The following is a 16,154-nucleotide window of genomic DNA, read 5'->3' as shown; positions in this document are numbered from 1 at the left end:
ATTAATCTGCCAGTAAGTGAAGAGCGGTGTGCATGGCGGCGATCAGGGTATCGACGTCCTGCAAGGTATTATAAGGGGCGAACGACGCACGCAGTGTACCGCTGATGCCCAGCGCCGCCATTAATGGTTGCGCGCAGTGCTGTCCGGCGCGTAATGCAATGCCGCTTTCGGCCAGCAGGGTCACCAGATCGCTGTGATGAATACCGACGATATCAAATGACAGTACGCTGGAGCGGCTGCTGCGAAAGCTGCGAAAGCCTGGCAGTTCCGCCAGACGCTCTTCGGCCAGACTCGCCAGGCCACAGCTCCACTGTTCGGCGGCGGCAATATCGATCTCTGCCAGCCACTCCAGTGCGGCGCTCAGGCCGATAACCCCGGCGACATTTGGCGTTCCTGCCTCAAAGCACCACGGGGCTGGCTGCGGCGTAAAACCAGTAAACGACACTTCCGTCAGCATTTTACCGCCGCCCTGCACCGGCTGCATTGCCGCCAGAAGCTCAGGTTTGCCGTACAGCGCGCCGATGCCCATCGGACCGTAGAGTTTATGTGCTGAAAAGGCGTAGAAATCGATATCCAGCGCCTGAACATCCGCCGGATGGTGAACGACACCCTGCGCACCGTCGATCATTACCTGCGCGCCGACGCTGTGCGCCAGTTCAGTTGCGCGTCTGATATCCGGGCAACCACCCGTCACATTGGACATTTGCGTGAGCGCCAGCAGACGCGTGCGCGGGCTGAGTAACTCAGGCAGGATTTCCATATCCGGCAGGCGATGTTCGTCCAGCGACCATTTCACGATGCGGGCGCCGGTTTGCTGCGCCAGCATCAGCCACGGCACCAGATTGGCGTGATGCTCTGCGACGCTGACAATAATCTCATCGCCCGGCTGCAATCGTGGACGCAGCCAGCTTTGCGCCACCAGGTTGATGGCGTCGGTGGTGCCGCGTGTCCAGACGATGGCCTGTGGTGATGGCGCGTTCAGCCACTGCGCTACCTGCTGGCGCGCATGTTCATAGCGCTCAGTGAGCTGGCGCGCCTCGGCAAACTGGCTGCGATGAACAGTACCAGCGCTAAGACTATAAAACTGACGCGTCGCCTCAATTACCGTTAGCGGTTTAAGGGCGGTAGCGGCGCTGTCCAGATAGACACCCGCATCGCTAAGCGCTGGAAACTGCTGACGAAACTGCGCCGGATTAAAAGAGTTCATACTGTTCTCGTCGTGATCTCACTGATTTATTACACCTGCGTAAGCACCAGGATATAACTGAATTCAACGCGTTAAACTGGCAAAGCGCTGAAAGCGCGTTATGCTAATTATTGCAAGGTTTAAGCTATTACCCGCATAAAGAGGCCGTGGCTTCCGAAGAAACTGCTTCTCTTCAGGCTCAGGCGGGTGGTTTATCGCAATGTATCTGTATGGAGATAGAAAAATGAAAAAACTCACCGCAGTACTGGCCGCATGTGCCCTGACGTTTACTCTGGCCGCCTGTTCCAGCAATTATGTGATGCACACCAATGATGGACGCACCATCGTTGCCGACGGTAAACCTCAGGTAGATTCTGATACCGGTATGATCAGCTACAAAGATGCGAATGGCAACAAGCAGCAGATCAATCGTACCGATGTTAAAGAGATGGTTGAAGTAGGGCAGTAAGCGACAGGCAAAAAAAAGCACCGCAATTTGCGGTGCTACATAATATCACTATGGACAGACAGGATAAATCTACAGGAATTAAATGGGTAGCCAGGCTACCTGATCTGAAAATCGTCAGATCAAATGCAAACACAACATCACGACCACAAGCCAAAAGCTCTCCAAAATTCCGCGATCTCTCACACAAATTCTGAACAACTTTTCGTTCCGGCTCTGGAAGTGCGGCAACTATAGGTATTTGCTGGAGCTTCCTCAACGGACAATTTATAATGTCTCGGATAAAAAAATCTAATACGTAACACTGCATTGCAGAGTTACGTCCGGTTGTTACAGAAAACATTGCGGAAACCATGTCAAAACGTCTTCCTCCCCTTAATGCACTGCGCGTTTTTGACGCAGCGGCGCGGCATCTCAGCTTTACCAAAGCGGCTGAAGAACTGTTTGTGACTCAGGCTGCAGTGAGTCATCAAATAAAATCTTTAGAGGACTTTTTAGGCCTCAAGCTGTTTCGCCGCCGTAATCGCTCGCTGCTGCTGACAGAAGAGGGGCAAAGTTACTATCTGGATATTAAGGAAATTTTCTCATCGATCAATGATGCCACCCGCAAGCTACAGGCGCGTAGCGCGAAGGGCGCATTGACGGTCAGTTTGCTGCCGAGTTTTGCCATTCAGTGGCTGGTTCCACGCCTCTCCAGTTTTAACTCAGCTTATCCGGGCATCGATGTGCGTATCCAGGCGGTTGACCGTGATGAAGAGAAATTAGCCGATGATGTCGACGTGGCGATTTTCTATGGTCGCGGCAACTGGCCCGGTCTGCGGGTGGAGAAACTTTACGCCGAATATTTACTGCCGGTCTGCTCGCCGTTACTGCTGACGGGCGATAACCCGCTAAAGGTTCCTGCCGATCTGGAAAAAGTCACGCTGCTGCATGATGCCTCGCGGCGTGACTGGCAGTCCTATACCCGTCAGCTGGGCCTGCAACATATTAATGTGCAGCAGGGACCGATCTTCAGCCACAGTGCGATGGTGTTGCAGGCGGCGATCCATGGTCAGGGAGTGGCGCTGGCCAATAATGTTATGGCGCAGACGGAACTGGAAGCCGGACGGCTGGTGTGTCCGTTTAACGATGTTTTAGTCAGTAAAAACGCTTTTTATCTGGTTTGTCATGACAGTCAGGCAGAACTGGGTAAAATAGCCGCCTTTCGTCAGTGGATTCTGGCAAAAGCTGCGAGCGAACAGGAGAAGTTTCGCTTTCGCTACGATCATTAATAATGGCGATGCGTGGTGTAAATACGGCGCATCCGGGTTGAGGATAGTTCGATGTCCAGTCGTGCAATGTTGATTTTTTCCGCTATTAGCGGATTTATCTTCGTGATGTTTGGGGCATTTGGTGCTCATGTTTTAAGCCGGTCACTGGGTCCGCAAGAGATGGCGTGGATTCATACCGGTCTGGATTACCAGGCGTACCATACACTGGCGATTCTCGGTCTGGCCGCAGCGATGCTGCGCCGGGCCAATATCTGGTTCTACTGGAGCAGCGCGTTTCTGGCGCTTGGCACCGTACTGTTTAGCGGCAGCCTCTATTGTCTGGCGCTGTCGCATTTAAAGATGTGGGTCTGGGTTACTCCGGTTGGCGGCTTCTGTTTCCTTATCGGCTGGGCATTGATGTTAACTGGCGCACTGCGTCTGAAGAAAAGGGCAGATCGCCATGAATAAAGTATTGTTGTATTGCCGCCAGGGTTTTGAAAAAGAGTGTGCGGCTGAAATTACCGCTAAAGCCACCCAGCGCGAAGTGTTCGGTTTTGCGCGAGTGAAAGATGACTCTGGCTACGTGCTGTTTGAGTGCTATCAGCGTGAAGATGCCGATAAGCTGATCCGGGAACTGCCGTTCAGCGAGCTGATTTTTGCGCGTCAGATGATTGTTGTCGGTGAACTGCTGCGCGATCTGCCACCGGAAGATCGTATTACGCCGGTGGTGGGGATGCTGACTGGCGCGATTGAGAAGGCAGGCGATCTGCGGGTCGAAGTGCCGGATACCAACGAAAGCAAAGAGCTGCTGAAATTCTGCCGCAAATTTACCGTGCCGCTGCGTGCGCGCCTGCGTAGCGAGAATATTCTGCTGAACTACGAATCGCCGAAACGTCCGGTGGTGCATGTGTTCTTTATTGCGCCGGGTTGCTGCTATGTCGGCTACTCTTATTCCGATAATAATTCGACCTTCTTTATGGGCATTCCGCGTCTGAAATTTCCGTCAGATGCGCCAAGCCGTTCGACCCTGAAGCTGGAAGAAGCTTTTCACGTATTTATTCCCGCTGATGAGTGGGATGAGCGCCTGGGCAGTGGTATGTATGCGGTTGATCTCGGCGCCTGTCCCGGTGGCTGGACTTATCAGCTGGTGCAGCGCAGCATGATGGTCGATGCGATTGATAACGGTCCAATGGCGCCAAGCCTGATGGATACCGGACAGGTAACGCATCATCGTGAAGATGGTTTTAAATACCGTCCAACGCGCACCAATATCTCGTGGGTAGTATGCGATATGGTGGAGAAGCCGGTGCGCGTCGCCAATCTGATGGCTGACTGGCTGGTCAACGGCTGGTGTCGCGAGGCGATTTTTAACCTTAAGCTGCCGATGAAAAAGCGCTATGAAGAGGTGTCGCAAAACCTGGCGATGATTGAAGAGAAGCTGAAGGCCAATGGAATAAATGCGCAGATTCATGCGCGTCAGCTCTACCACGACCGTGAAGAGGTGACAGTGCATATTCGTCGTATCTGGAGTGCGACGCCTGGACGCCGCGACGAACGCCATTAATTAATGATTCCCAGCGGGATAGCAGCTGAACGCTGTCCCGCCTGAGTTAACTGATAGCTAATAAACCTGATATATATCCTTATCGTCACCACCTCTGCGCTGCCGGTATTCTCTGGCATTGCTGCTGTTATAATCCATATTAAAAACCACACTACCATTTTTGCAATATCTGACGCGTAACACCAGATTGTCTTTGCGAATACAATTGCTGCGGCCTTCCATCTCTGCAAAGCAAAGTAGTTTGCTATCTTTTTTGCTGGCGGTGCTATAGTCCGAATCATAAATAAGCCAGGTGTAGTCAGCTTCGCTGGCCGCAATGCCACTCTTACTCTGCAACGTTAACTGATGCCGCTGCCACCACTGGATACGTTCCTCATCGGTATCGGGAAAGTTATTCACCACTACCACTGTTTTGTCAGTGGCAATGTTATGCACCCCATGTATTTTGGTCGGCAGCATTAGCAGCCAGAACAGTACCGGCGTCAGCAGTATTACAGCAATAAAATAATTTTTATATGAGGCCAATTTATCTTCCTGATAGTTTACCTTTCCTGTTTTAATTGTTATTGATGGTTTAATTAATATGGTTGCTAAGTAATACTCTCCCCGAACTCTCAGCATAGTATATGAATGGGGTGGCTAATGAAATAGTTGTCGGTAAATCAGAGGTTGGCGAGTAATTAACTATTACTCTGCTATATAAAATGAATTTCTTATTATTTAATTTCGAAAAGTTAACTGTCTGGCGGTGATTACCAGACAGCCATAACCCCTATTCTGCCTGATAACGCAGTTCTTTAAGATTACCATCCAGCACTAAATCGGTTTTCAGTGTCGCCACCTGCTGGCAGATAAAGGCCATCTCGCGATGCTGCTCCAGCTTGTTGCGCCATTTCTCTGGCACCGCATCCAGTTGTTGATAGATGCCCGCCAGTGAACCAAATTCAGCCAGCAACTGACTGGCGCTTTTCGGTCCGATACCGGTGACACCAGGAATTTTACTGCTGCTGATACCTGCCAGTCCCCAGTAATCGGTAAGCTGTTGCGGGGTGACGCCAAACTCTTTGGCAATAAAAGGCATATCCAGCCAGCGCTTCTGAAAGTAATCGCGAATAAAAATCGTCGGCGCCAGTAGCTGGCAATAGCCTTTATCCGTTGAGACAATGGTTGCCTGATGGCCACCGGAGGCCACTTTTACCGCCAGCGTGGCGGCAAGGTCGTCGGCTTCATCGCCGGGTGACGTCCAGCAGCTGACTCCTGCGGCGGCAAATGCCTCGCGCAGCAGCGGCATTTCCGTCAGCAGATTATCCGGCATCGGTGGGCGTCCGGCTTTGTAGTCAGGCAATAGCTGATGACGCCAGCCATCGCGGCGTTCGTCATCATCAAATACCGCCACCACATGGGTCGGACGGGTATGCAGTAATAGCTGCTGTAGCGCGTGGACACAGGCCTGCTGGCAGGGGGAACCCTGCACAGCATGAATACGTCGAATCAGGTTCAGCGCATCAACAATTAACAGATGATTAGTCATAATCTCATAAGCTGAGCGGCGTTGAGCCGCTCTGTTGCAGGTTACTTAATGATTTCATAACAGGGGATATAGGCGGTACCCGGCAGCTTCATACGATGCTGCGCGACAAATCCCTGTAGTAAATCGTCCATGCGGTGCATCATTTGCGGATCACCATGCAGTTTGTAGCGCCCTTTTTCTTTAATCTCGCGGATGCCCATCTCTTTCACATTACCGGCGACGATGCCGGAAAATGCCCGGCGCAATGCGGCAGCCAGTAACTCTGGCGGCTGGTCAGGGTAAAGATTCAGGTTAGCCATATTTTCATGAGTCGGAATAAACGGTACCTGCAACTCTGGCGCAATGCGAATTGACCAGTTAAAGCTGTAGGCATCGCCAGTCTCACGGCGGTTCTCTTTCACCCGTGGCATGGCTTTTTTCATCTGACGGGCCACTTCCGCTGCATCATCAATAATGATGGTGTAGTAACGACGCGCCTCTTCACCCACCGTATTGACGATAAACTCGTCCAGCACACGGAAATAGTCGGCGCTCTCTTTCGGCCCGGTCAGGATTAGCGGCAACACCTGGTCATGGTTTTGCGGGTTCATAAGAATACCCAGCAGATAGAGGAACTCTTCTGCGGTACCGACGCCGCCCGGGAAAATAATGATGCCATGGGCGATACGCACAAAGGCTTCCAGCCGTTTTTCAATGTCCGGCATAATAATCAGCTCATTGACCAGCGGGTTAGGCGGTTCGGCGGCAATAATTGATGGCTCAGTCAGGCCTATAAAGCGGCCATCGCGATAACGCTGTTGCGCATGACCCACCGCCGCGCCTTTCATCGGCGCTTCCATGACGCCGGGACCACAACCGGTACAGATATTCAGTTCACGCAGACCCAGCTGCGAACCGACATTACGGCAATACTGATACTCAGTGGCGTTAATGGAGTGGCCACCCCAGCACACGACGGTATTTGGCTCTTCGCCAATATGCAGGGCGCGTGCATTGCGCAGAATTGAAAACACCAGATTCGTGATATGGATGGAGTCTGCCTGGTTCAGATGCTGGAAGCGCTCGGCATGGGTGATCTGTCCATTAACAAACAAAATATCACGCAGCACCGCAAACAGGTTGGCCTGTAGCGAACGGATGATTCGGCCATCAACAAAGGCTTCTTCCGGCGGATTAATCAGTTCCAGTTTCACGCCACGTTCGCGGCGCAGCACATTGATATCAAAGCTTTCAAAGCGTGAGAGCAGCTCATGGCTGCTGTCGGTTTGACTGCCGGAGTTAAGCACGGCGAGTGAGCAGTTACGAAACAGCTGGTAGAGGTCACTACTGGCTGTGCGCTTCAGCATGTCGACTTCCAGCTGCGAGAGCAAATCCATCGAGCCAAGAGGGCTAATATGTGTAATCAAGTGAACTCCTTTGCACCGGCCAGGGTGGTTGGTGACTTAGCCCGCAGCAAAATGACGCATGCGGCGCAGAGACGGAAAATCCTTTCACGGCGCTGGCATTGCTGCCACCGCTGATCTCCAGATTAGCGTTGTCGGCACCGCTTTCACAACTGATTCCTGATCCTGTCTCAGGCCTTGCGAGATATCTCGCAATTACTGGCGAACCAGCCGCGAACGCGACGGTGAGAAATCGGTGTTGGTGCGCCACGGGTTGATATCCAGCCCGCCACGACGGGTATAGCGTGCATAGACCGAGAGCTGTTCTGGCTGGCAGAAGCGCTGAATATCATTAAAAATACGCTCGACGCACTGCTCATGGAATTCGTTATGGTGGCGGAACGAGACCAGGTAGCGCAGCAGCGCTTCGCGGTCGATACGCGGGCCTCGATAGCGGATCTGTACCGAACCCCAGTCGGGCTGATGGGTAATCAGGCAATTTGATTTCAGCAGATGGCTGACCAGCGTCTCTTCCACCACTTCTTGCGCTGTAGCCTGCGCCAGATAGTCGGCGTTAAACTGGTAGTTATCGATAGTAATATCCTGCTCATCAATGCAGGTGCCGCTGAAATGGCCGATCGGCTGGCCTTCCACTTCCTGCAGGCGGAACAGCGCCACACGCACGTCACCCTGCGCACAGGCTTGCAGATCGCGTTCGAGCGTCTGACGCACTACACCCCAGTCGGCGAACGATGTCTGATTAAAGCTGTTCAGGTAGAGCTTAAAGCTTTTCGACTCTATCAGATTCAGGCTGCTGGCATTCAGCTCCACTTCGCCGACGGCAACTTGCGGCACGCCTTTGCTGTTCAGCCATGACAGTTCATACAGGGTCCAGATATCAGCACCGGTGAAGGGCAGGCTATCCGGATAGAGGCCCAGTGGTTCGCGGTTCATGCTGCGCGGAACGGCCTGCAATAAACTGGCATCGTAATTATCGTGATATTCTGTCGGCTTACCTAAGGTCAGGCCGTGCAAAGCCTGATGCTGATCGTGTGTAGACATACGGTTTCCTTAATTGCCCGCTCCGCAGGCCTGACGGTCAAATCCTGTGAAACGCAGTTGTTTGCGCCAATATAATCGGCTGTAAGTGTAACTTAGCCAGCCCATAGTGAGAAAATTAAAGATGGAAGAGACCACGCAAGCGTTGCAAGATTTCACCGCCCGTTACTGTGCGCTGTGGCAACAGGAGTGCGGTCATCTGCCCGCCAGCGAGGCGTTGTACGGCATCGCCTCTCCCTGTGTGGCGGAAACCCTGTCGGGGGTGATTTACTGGCAGCCGCAGCCCTTTACGCTGGCCAAAAATCTTGCCGCCGTTGAGCGTGCGCTGGATCTGCGCCTGCAACCGGCAGTGATTGATTTTTACACCACCCAATTTGCTGCGGATATGAGTGCGCGCATCGGTGGACGTGAGTTAAGCCTGGTGCAGGTGTGGAGTGAAGAGGATTTTGTTCGGGTACAGGAAAATCTGATTGGCCATCTGGTGATGAAACGCCGCCTGAAACATTCACCCACGCTGTTTATCGCCACTACCGAGTCAGAATTAGAGGTGGTTTCGCTGTGCAATATCAGCGGGGAAGTGATCCTGGAGCAGCTGGGTACACAAAAACGCGACGTGCTCGCGTCATCACTGCCAGAGTTTCTTACGCTAATACAAGCTGTTAGATAATTATTTTGCGATATTGCCTCGCGGGTTTGTGCGATATCTCTTACAAGTTATGTGAGAGATCACCTGAAAATCCATATTCTCATTTGTCGTCTCAATTGTGAAAATATTGTAAATCATAAGGTTAGGGTGAGACATGGATTTTATTGAATGTAAGACGAATCCATAAACGCTGCAACTATCTTGTATGCGAATAGTGTTATGGCAGAATGTCCGGCAACAGAAGGGAGTCTGTGGATTGGATAGCGTCAGGATGAGGCTACTTCAGGATGAAGCGGAATAACCATCAGGAAGATGCAGGGAAGGGCTTCAGGAAGAAGCAGGATATCTCCGGATCGAGATATGGACACCTCCAGGAAGGAGAATGAGAGCCGTAACAGGATGTTGTGGTGGGTCAGGATGCCAAAGGAACGCGGGCCGGGATGGCTTAATGTGACAGGATGACACACAGGACAAGTTTTCAAGGATGAGCAGGGAGCACTAAAGTAGCTGGACCGCTGCAAACGAACCGGGAGCACTGTTTTTAACAGTGCTCCCTTTTTTTCGTGCATACTTTTTACCAGAGCCTCTGGCGGATGCTATTCTTGCCGGCTATTTTGTTTACCCTATTTGAGAGGTCGCCGATGAGCCTTGAACAACAGGTGCGCCAGCGTTTGCTGGACGTGGCGCAGGTCATGCACGATAACGGTATGTGGCAGGGACATGCACCGGATACTGCAGCCTTTAACAGCACCGAGCCTTTCTGCGTGGACACTATGCTGCCGCTGGAGTGGTTGCAGTGGGTGTTGTTGCCGCGTATGCAGGCGCTGCTCGACAGTGATACGCCACTGCCGGCAAATTTTGCCCTGACGCCTTATTATGAAATGGCGCTGGAAGCCAGTGTTCCCGGACGTCTGCTGCTGCTGAGCCAGCTGCAAGCGTTAGATGATCTTTTTACGGACAGCGCGAACTGATGCTGGAAATTATTTATCAGGATGAGCATCTGGTGGCGGTGAATAAACCCGCTGGCTGGCTGGTGCATCGCAGCTGGCTGGATCGCAAAGAGAAAGTGGTGGTGATGCAGACGGTGCGTGACCAGATTGGTCAGCATGTGTTTACCGCCCATCGTCTCGATCGCCCGACCTCGGGCGTGTTGCTGATGGGGCTGTCGAGTGAAGTCGGCCGGCTGTTGTCGCAACAGTTCGAGCAGCATCAGATGCAAAAAACCTATCATGCGCTGCTGCGTGGCTGGCTGGATGGTGAGGCGCGGCTGGATTATCCGCTGACCGAAGAGCTGGATAAAATTGCGGATAAATTTGCCAGCGGTGATAACGGACCGAAGTCAGCGATCACCGATTATCGTTCGCTGGCGCAGGTCGAGATGCCGTTTGCCATTGGTCGCTACGACTGCGCGCGCTACACGCTGGCAGAACTGCAACCGCACACCGGGCGTAAACATCAGCTGCGTCGTCATATGTCGCATCTGCGTCATCCCATTATTGGTGACAGCGCCCATGGCGATCTCAAACAGAACCGCGGTGCGGCACACTATTTTGGCTGTCAGCGCCTGATGCTGCACGCCAGCAGTCTCGCGTTAAACCATCCGGTTACCGGTGAACCGCTGGTGATCCGCGCCGGTCTGGATCAGGTCTGGCAAAATATGATGTCGCAATTTGGCTGGCAGGATTGTCTGCCTGAGGTGCCGAGGGTTGAGTTTGTCGCGGCGGCAAGTCAGGATAGTGCACCAATTTAAGGAGATAAGTTATGGCGCAGGTCGGTATTTTTGTCGGGACCGTTTACGGTAATGCTCTGCTGGTAGCGGAAGAGGCGGATGCCATTCTGCAGGAAGCCGGACATCAGGTGCAGATTTTTGACGAGGCGAGCCTCAGTGACTGGCAGCAGTACAGCGATAAAGTGGCGCTGATTGTGACCTCCACCACCGGTCAGGGCGATTTCCCGGACAGCATCGCCGCACTGTTCCATGGGATTAAAGATCAGCTGGGCCATCAGCCGCAGCTGCAATATGGTGTGATTGCGCTGGGCGACAGCAGCTATGACAACTTCTGCGGTGCGGGCAAACATTTTGATCAGTTGCTGCAGGAGCAGGGGGCAAAGCGCATCGGTGAACTGTTAACCATTGATGCAACAGAAGATCCGGAACCGGAAATTGTCACCTCGCCGTGGGTTGAAGCCTGGGCGAAACTGATTTAGCCACTGGCAAGGGCGGCGAGCACGGCGCCCCTACAGTCACAAACATGCTTTTGTAGGGGCGGCGTGCGCGCCGCCCGCAGAATCAGGTTACCGGTGCCGGGTTAAACACCGCCAGTGCATTGCGGATCCCCCAGCGATCGGACCATGTCTGTTTTCTGCCGCTGGCAATATCCAGAATCAGCTCAAACAGCCGCCAGCCGACTTGTTCAATGCTCTCTTCACCGGTGGCGATGGTGCCAGCGTTAATATCCATCAAATCGTGCCAGCGCTCAAACAGCGCATTGCGCGTCGCCATTTTGATCACCGGAATCGCCGCCAGTCCGTACGGCGTACCGCGCCCGGTGGTAAACACCTGCAAGGTAATGCCGGACGCCATCTGTTGGGTACCGCAGACAAAGTCGCTGGCTGGCGTCGCCGCGTAGATTAATCCGCGCTGCGTTGGCCGCTGACCCGGCGACAGCACTTCGGCAATTGCACTGCGTCCGGATTTAGCAATTGAGCCGAGCGCTTTTTCCACCACATTCGCCAGTCCGCCTTTCTTGTTCCCCGGAGAAGGATTTGCGCTGCGGTCGGTTTTGCCCTGATTAAGATAGTCGTCATACCACGCCATCTCCTCCAGCAACCTTTTGCCTACCGCCTGATTAACCACGCGTGGGGTCAGCAGATGAATGGCGTCACGCACTTCGGTGACTTCGGAAAACATCACCGTTGCGCCACAACGCACCAGCAGATCGGAAGCAAATCCCACCGCCGGATTAGCGGTCACACCGGAGAACGCATCGCTGCCGCCGCACTGCATACCCACAATCAGCTCTGATGCCGGGCAGACTTCGCGCTGGCGCTGATTCAGCCGCTGCAAATGACGTTCAGCGACCTGTAAAATCTCCTGCACCATCGCCTGGAAGCCAACCAGTTTTTCATCCTGCAAACGCACAATATCTTGATCGTCGAGGGAGATGGCCTGCACATCCTCGGTGCCGGTCAGCAGTTTTTCCGGTTGCAGCTTCTCGCAGCCAAGACTGACGATCATCACTTCGCCGCCGAAATTAGCATTCAGCGCGAGGTTATGAATGGTGCGGATCGGGATCACTGCTGCCGGCGCGTTAATCGCCACGCCGCAACCATACAGATGATTAAGCGCCACCACGCCATCGACATTGGGGTAACGCGGCAGTAACTCTCGCTCAATAATATTGACCACATAGTCAACCACCCCCGCCACGCAGTGGACGCTGGTGGTGATGCCCAGCAGATTACGCGTGCCGACGCTGCCGTCAGCATTGCGATAACCAAGGAAACTGTAACCTTCCAGCGCCGGAAGTGGTTCGGGAATACGATTCGCCAGCGGTAAGCTGGCCAGCGGTGGTGCTTCGGGCAGCGCCACCAGCGATTCGTCAATCCAGCTGCCGCGCGCAATATCACGCAGCGCATAACCAATCACCTCACCATAACGAATAATATTGCCGCCGCTGGCGATATGACTTAACGCCACTTTATGTCCCTGTGGGACATGCTCAATTAATTGCAAACCGCAGCTAAAAGTGGTGCCTGCAGGCAGGCCGTTATTATTTACCACAATTGCCACGTTATCCGTTTCATGCACCTTTATATAAAGAGGGACTTCATCGGTTATTTTATTCATTGCTTTATTGTCCTGATTTTATCTGCCGGGACAGGCTTCCAGTTAATACATTACCACGATGATATTAAGGCCATTTGCTGAGAGAGAGTATATGTTGCCAGATTTGCCACGGCACTATGCAAGTGTCGCTGTTTCAGGCTTAAATCCTTTTTTGTTTTGTGCAGAATGCCAAAAGCAAGCGAAGGCGGTCACAAACAAAAACGCGGAAAATCACAGTGTGCGCCACCTCGCTATGAAAAAAGCAATTCCGTGAGCCGTCACGCAGCGGGCTGTGCAGATGCCATAAAAAATGGCGAAAAACATGTTAAATATCATGCAATGTTCTGGTGTTTCAGCGCGTCGGGATTCTTATACTGATTCCCGTGTTGAACGTTAGGTTATTCGTCACGCTGCGTAATTAAGCTATTTGCTAATAACTAAATCGCTGTGTTAACCCAACATCATTCTGATACCCAATCCATGGTGTCTGTTGTTCAGAGTGAAAGTAGCTAACTGCTATATTTCAGGAGTGCATCATGAATTCTGTCAGCCAGGCCGCGAGCGCAGTACAGAAAAGAACTAACGCGCGCTATTGGATCGTGGTGATGTTATTTATCGTCACCTCATTTAACTATGGCGACCGTGCAACCATTTCCATTGCCGGCTCCGCCATGTCTAAAGATATCGGGCTGGATTCAGTGGGTCTGGGCTATATCTTCTCGGCTTTTTCCTGGGCGTATGTCATCGGTCAGATCCCTGGCGGCTGGTTACTGGACCGCTTCGGCTCGAAACGGGTCTATTTCTGGAGCATCTTTATCTGGTCGCTGTTCACCCTGTTGCAGGGCTTTGTCGACATTTTTTCCGGCTTCGGCATTGTGGTTTCCCTGTTTGTCCTGCGCTTTATGGTCGGTCTGGCTGAAGCGCCCTCCTTCCCCGGCAACAGTCGCATTGTGGCGGCATGGTTCCCGGCGCAGGAGCGCGGCACAGCGGTGTCGATTTTTAACTCCGCGCAGTACTTCGCCACGGTGATCTTCGCGCCGATTATGGGCTGGTTAACCTCTGAAGTGGGCTGGGCGCATGTGTTCTGGTTTATGGGCGGCCTCGGCATCATTATCAGCTTTATCTGGCTGAAAGTGATCCACGATCCGAATGACCATCCCGGCGTCAATAAAGCTGAGCTGGAGTATATGGAGCAGGGCGGCGCGCTGATCAATATGGATCAGAAGAATGAGTCGCACAAAGTCAGCTGGGCCGAAAAGCGTTCTCAGATTAAGCAGCTGGTCACTTCGCGCATGATGCTGGGCATCTATCTCGGCCAGTACTGTATCAACGCTTTAACCTACTTCTTTATCACCTGGTTCCCGGTCTATCTGGTGCAGGCGCGCGGCATGTCAATTCTGAAAGCCGGATTTATCGCCTCGGTTCCGGCAATTTGCGGCTTCCTCGGCGGCGTGCTGGGCGGGGTGATCTCCGACTGGCTGATGCGCAAAACCGGCTCGCTGAATATCGCCCGCAAAACGCCGATTGTGCTCGGCATGCTGTTATCGATTTCGATGGTGGTGTGTAACTACGTCGATACCGAAGCCGTAGTGGTGTTCTTTATGGCGCTGGCATTCTTTGGTAAAGGCATCGGCGCGCTGGGCTGGGCGGTGATGGCGGATACCGCGCCGAAAGAGATCAGCGGCCTGAGCGGCGGACTGTTCAATATGTTCGGTAACGTCTCCGGCATTGTGACGCCGATTGCGATTGGTTACATCATCGCCACCACCGGTTCCTATAACGGCGCGCTGATATACGTCGGCATCCATGCTTTTGTCGCGGTGCTCAGTTATCTGGTGCTGGTCGGCGATATCAAACGTATTGAACTGAAAGTTAAAGCTTAGGAGCGAGCATGAACACGCAAAGCACCCCGGTGATTACCGATATGAAAGTGATCCCGGTTGCCGGTTATGACAGCATGCTGCTGAATATTGGCGGCGCCCACGGCGCCTTCTTTACCCGCAATATTGTGGTGCTGACCGACAGCGCCGGTCATACCGGTGTCGGTGAAGCACCGGGCGGCGAAGTGATTTATCAGACGCTGGTGGATGCGATTGAGCAGGTAAAAGGGCATCAGGTGGCGCGGATGAACCGGCTGGTACAGCAGGTGCACCAGGGCAATCAGTCGGCGGATTTCACTACCTTTGGTAACGGCGCCTGGACCTTTGAGCTGCGGGTCAATGCGGTGGCGGCGCTGGAAGCGGCGCTGCTGGATCTGCTCGGTCAGTGCTTGCAGGTGCCGGTAGCGGAGCTGCTGGGCCCGGGCAAGCAGCGTGATGAAGTGACGGTGCTGGGTTATCTGTTTTATATCGGCGACCGTGAAAAGACCGACCTGCCATATCTTAACGGCGAAAACGCCAGCCACGACTGGTATCGCCTGCGTCATCAGGCAGCGATGGACAGCGCCGCAGTAGTACGTCTGGCCGAAGCGGCGCAGGATAAATACGGTTTTAAAGATTTCAAACTAAAAGGCGGCGTACTGCCGGGCGAGCAGGAGATCGATGCGGTAAAAGCGCTGAAACAGCGTTTCCCGGATGCGCGTATTACCGTGGATCCGAACGGCGCCTGGCTGCTGGATGAAGCGATTGAGCTGTGCAAAGGGATGCAGGGCATTCTGACCTACGCGGAAGATCCCTGTGGTGCTGAACAGGGCTATTCCGGCCGTGAAGTGATGGCGGAATTTCGCCGCGCCACTGGCTTACCGGTGGCCACCAATATGATCGCCACTAACTGGCGCGAGATGAACCATGCGGTAATGCTGAACGCAGTGGATATCCCGCTGGCGGATCCGCACTTCTGGACCTTAAGCGGTGCGGTGCGTGTGGCGCAGCTGTGCGATGAGTGGGGACTGACCTGGGGTTGCCACTCCAACAATCACTTCGATATTTCACTGGCGATGTTTACCCATGTCGGCGCAGCCGCGCCCGGCAAACCGACCGCCATAGATACCCACTGGATCTGGCAGGAGGGCGATCAGCGCCTGACCAAAGAACCTCTGCAGATCCGCAATGGCAGGATTGCAGTGCCGGATAAACCAGGGCTCGGCATTGAGCTGGACTGGCAGCGGCTGGAGCAGGCGCATGCGTTATATAAAACGCTGCCTGCGGGGTCGCGCAACGACGCGGCGGCGATGCAGTATCTGGTGCCGGGCTGGAAATTTGATCGTAAACGTCCGGTGTTTGGACGCTAAATCGGCTGATTT

Annotated in this window: 16 protein-coding genes; 10 read left to right on the top strand and 6 right to left on the bottom strand. The window is 53.4% G+C overall.

All coding sequences use genetic code 11. The annotated features are described in order from the left end of the window. Position 1: 1 nt before the first annotated feature. The gene (gene csdA, locus J2125_RS06495) at positions 2 to 1,207 is read right to left on the bottom strand and encodes a cysteine desulfurase CsdA (RefSeq protein ID WP_017803590.1); all 1,206 of its coding nucleotides are present in this window, start codon (positions 1,205 to 1,207) and stop codon (positions 2 to 4) included. Positions 1,208 to 1,430: 223 nt separating this feature from the next. Here csdA and J2125_RS06490 point away from each other — a divergent pair, with 223 nt between their 5' ends. The 4 genes from J2125_RS06490 (at position 1,431) to rlmM (ending at position 4,466) form a co-directional block, all read left to right on the top strand. Further along, the gene (locus J2125_RS06490) at positions 1,431 to 1,655 is read left to right on the top strand and encodes a YgdI/YgdR family lipoprotein (RefSeq protein ID WP_017803591.1); all 225 of its coding nucleotides are present in this window, start codon (positions 1,431 to 1,433) and stop codon (positions 1,653 to 1,655) included. Between the two features lie 350 nt (positions 1,656 to 2,005). Then, positions 2,006 to 2,923 (top strand): transcriptional regulator GcvA, encoded by a 918-nt coding sequence (locus J2125_RS06485; RefSeq protein WP_017803592.1) that lies wholly within the window; start codon positions 2,006 to 2,008, stop codon positions 2,921 to 2,923. 51 nt (positions 2,924 to 2,974) lie between these two features. Beyond that, positions 2,975 to 3,370 carry a DUF423 domain-containing protein gene (locus J2125_RS06480; protein WP_017803593.1) on the top strand — a complete coding sequence of 132 codons (396 nt, stop codon included), beginning with the start codon at positions 2,975 to 2,977 and terminating at the stop codon, positions 3,368 to 3,370. Then, positions 3,363 to 4,466, top strand: coding sequence for a 23S rRNA (cytidine(2498)-2'-O)-methyltransferase RlmM (rlmM, locus tag J2125_RS06475; protein ID WP_017803594.1), 1,104 nt, complete (start codon positions 3,363 to 3,365; stop codon positions 4,464 to 4,466). The genes J2125_RS06480 and rlmM overlap by 8 nt, the downstream gene beginning before the upstream one ends. Positions 4,467 to 4,523: 57 nt before the next feature. Here the strand turns inward: rlmM and J2125_RS06470 are convergent, their stop codons facing one another. From J2125_RS06470 to queF, 4 genes are all read right to left on the bottom strand, one after another. Continuing rightward, positions 4,524 to 5,087 carry a DUF943 family protein gene (locus J2125_RS06470; RefSeq protein ID WP_083865675.1) on the bottom strand — a complete coding sequence of 188 codons (564 nt, stop codon included), beginning with the start codon at positions 5,085 to 5,087 and terminating at the stop codon, positions 4,524 to 4,526. Positions 5,088 to 5,238: 151 nt separating this feature from the next. Then, positions 5,239 to 5,997 carry a flap endonuclease Xni gene (xni, locus tag J2125_RS06465; RefSeq protein ID WP_017803596.1) on the bottom strand — a complete coding sequence of 253 codons (759 nt, stop codon included), beginning with the start codon at positions 5,995 to 5,997 and terminating at the stop codon, positions 5,239 to 5,241. Between the two features lie 41 nt (positions 5,998 to 6,038). Further along, positions 6,039 to 7,403, bottom strand: coding sequence for a nucleotide 5'-monophosphate nucleosidase PpnN (ppnN, locus tag J2125_RS06460; protein WP_026112061.1), 1,365 nt, complete (start codon positions 7,401 to 7,403; stop codon positions 6,039 to 6,041). Positions 7,404 to 7,595: 192 nt separating this feature from the next. Continuing rightward, the gene (gene queF / locus J2125_RS06455; protein WP_017803598.1) at positions 7,596 to 8,441 is read right to left on the bottom strand and encodes an NADPH-dependent 7-cyano-7-deazaguanine reductase QueF; all 846 of its coding nucleotides are present in this window, start codon (positions 8,439 to 8,441) and stop codon (positions 7,596 to 7,598) included. A 121-nt stretch (positions 8,442 to 8,562) separates the two neighbouring features. On the opposite strand from queF, the gene syd reads away from it, so the two are divergent. The 4 genes from syd (at position 8,563) to J2125_RS06435 (ending at position 11,292) form a co-directional block, all read left to right on the top strand. Continuing rightward, positions 8,563 to 9,105 (top strand): SecY-interacting protein, encoded by a 543-nt coding sequence (syd, locus tag J2125_RS06450; RefSeq protein ID WP_017803599.1) that lies wholly within the window; start codon positions 8,563 to 8,565, stop codon positions 9,103 to 9,105. A 620-nt stretch (positions 9,106 to 9,725) separates the two neighbouring features. Next, entirely contained in the window at positions 9,726 to 10,055 is a 330-nt protein-coding gene (locus J2125_RS06445) for a YqcC family protein (protein ID WP_017803601.1), read from the top strand. Next, a complete protein-coding gene (gene truC / locus J2125_RS06440; protein WP_017803602.1) occupies positions 10,055 to 10,834 on the top strand; it encodes a tRNA pseudouridine(65) synthase TruC in 780 nt (259 codons plus the stop codon). The genes J2125_RS06445 and truC overlap by 1 nt, the downstream gene beginning before the upstream one ends. Positions 10,835 to 10,845: 11 nt before the next feature. Then, positions 10,846 to 11,292: a flavodoxin gene (locus tag J2125_RS06435; protein ID WP_017803603.1), complete on the top strand. Its 447-nt coding sequence runs from the start codon at positions 10,846 to 10,848 to the stop codon at positions 11,290 to 11,292. 82 nt (positions 11,293 to 11,374) lie between these two features. On the opposite strand, the gene garD is transcribed toward J2125_RS06435, so the two are convergent. Continuing rightward, on the bottom strand, positions 11,375 to 12,934 hold the full coding sequence (gene garD / locus J2125_RS06430; RefSeq protein ID WP_017803604.1) for a galactarate dehydratase: 1,560 nt from the start codon (positions 12,932 to 12,934) through the stop codon (positions 11,375 to 11,377). A 515-nt stretch (positions 12,935 to 13,449) separates the two neighbouring features. On the opposite strand from garD, the gene J2125_RS06425 reads away from it, so the two are divergent. Both J2125_RS06425 and J2125_RS06420 read left to right on the top strand, forming a co-directional pair. Beyond that, the gene (locus J2125_RS06425; RefSeq protein ID WP_017803606.1) at positions 13,450 to 14,796 is read left to right on the top strand and encodes an MFS transporter; all 1,347 of its coding nucleotides are present in this window, start codon (positions 13,450 to 13,452) and stop codon (positions 14,794 to 14,796) included. 8 nt (positions 14,797 to 14,804) lie between these two features. Then, positions 14,805 to 16,142: an enolase C-terminal domain-like protein gene (locus tag J2125_RS06420; RefSeq protein WP_017803607.1), complete on the top strand. Its 1,338-nt coding sequence runs from the start codon at positions 14,805 to 14,807 to the stop codon at positions 16,140 to 16,142. Positions 16,143 to 16,154: the final 12 nt, after the last annotated feature.

Origin of the sequence: Winslowiella toletana, assembly GCF_017875465.1 — a bacterium.
GTDB lineage: Bacteria > Pseudomonadota > Gammaproteobacteria > Enterobacterales > Enterobacteriaceae > Erwinia > Erwinia toletana.
The sequence above is the reverse complement of the archived record's forward strand: the minus strand, read 5'-3'. Positions and strand labels throughout refer to the sequence as shown.

Coding starts and splice junctions, on each gene's coding strand:
- J2125_RS06470 (WP_083865675.1), bottom strand. CDS start 5,087: ATGCTGAGAGTTCGGGGAGAGTATTACTTAGCAACCATATTAATTAAA.
- J2125_RS06485 (WP_017803592.1), top strand. CDS start 2,006: ATGTCAAAACGTCTTCCTCCCCTTAATGCACTGCGCGTTTTTGACGCA.
- rlmM (WP_017803594.1), top strand. CDS start 3,363: ATGAATAAAGTATTGTTGTATTGCCGCCAGGGTTTTGAAAAAGAGTGT.
- csdA (WP_017803590.1), bottom strand. CDS start 1,207: ATGAACTCTTTTAATCCGGCGCAGTTTCGTCAGCAGTTTCCAGCGCTT.
- xni (WP_017803596.1), bottom strand. CDS start 5,997: ATGACTAATCATCTGTTAATTGTTGATGCGCTGAACCTGATTCGACGT.
- truC (WP_017803602.1), top strand. CDS start 10,055: ATGCTGGAAATTATTTATCAGGATGAGCATCTGGTGGCGGTGAATAAA.
- queF (WP_017803598.1), bottom strand. CDS start 8,441: ATGTCTACACACGATCAGCATCAGGCTTTGCACGGCCTGACCTTAGGT.
- J2125_RS06490 (WP_017803591.1), top strand. CDS start 1,431: ATGAAAAAACTCACCGCAGTACTGGCCGCATGTGCCCTGACGTTTACT.
- J2125_RS06425 (WP_017803606.1), top strand. CDS start 13,450: ATGAATTCTGTCAGCCAGGCCGCGAGCGCAGTACAGAAAAGAACTAAC.
- J2125_RS06445 (WP_017803601.1), top strand. CDS start 9,726: ATGAGCCTTGAACAACAGGTGCGCCAGCGTTTGCTGGACGTGGCGCAG.
- J2125_RS06480 (WP_017803593.1), top strand. CDS start 2,975: ATGTCCAGTCGTGCAATGTTGATTTTTTCCGCTATTAGCGGATTTATC.
- syd (WP_017803599.1), top strand. CDS start 8,563: ATGGAAGAGACCACGCAAGCGTTGCAAGATTTCACCGCCCGTTACTGT.
- garD (WP_017803604.1), bottom strand. CDS start 12,934: ATGAATAAAATAACCGATGAAGTCCCTCTTTATATAAAGGTGCATGAA.
- J2125_RS06435 (WP_017803603.1), top strand. CDS start 10,846: ATGGCGCAGGTCGGTATTTTTGTCGGGACCGTTTACGGTAATGCTCTG.
- J2125_RS06420 (WP_017803607.1), top strand. CDS start 14,805: ATGAACACGCAAAGCACCCCGGTGATTACCGATATGAAAGTGATCCCG.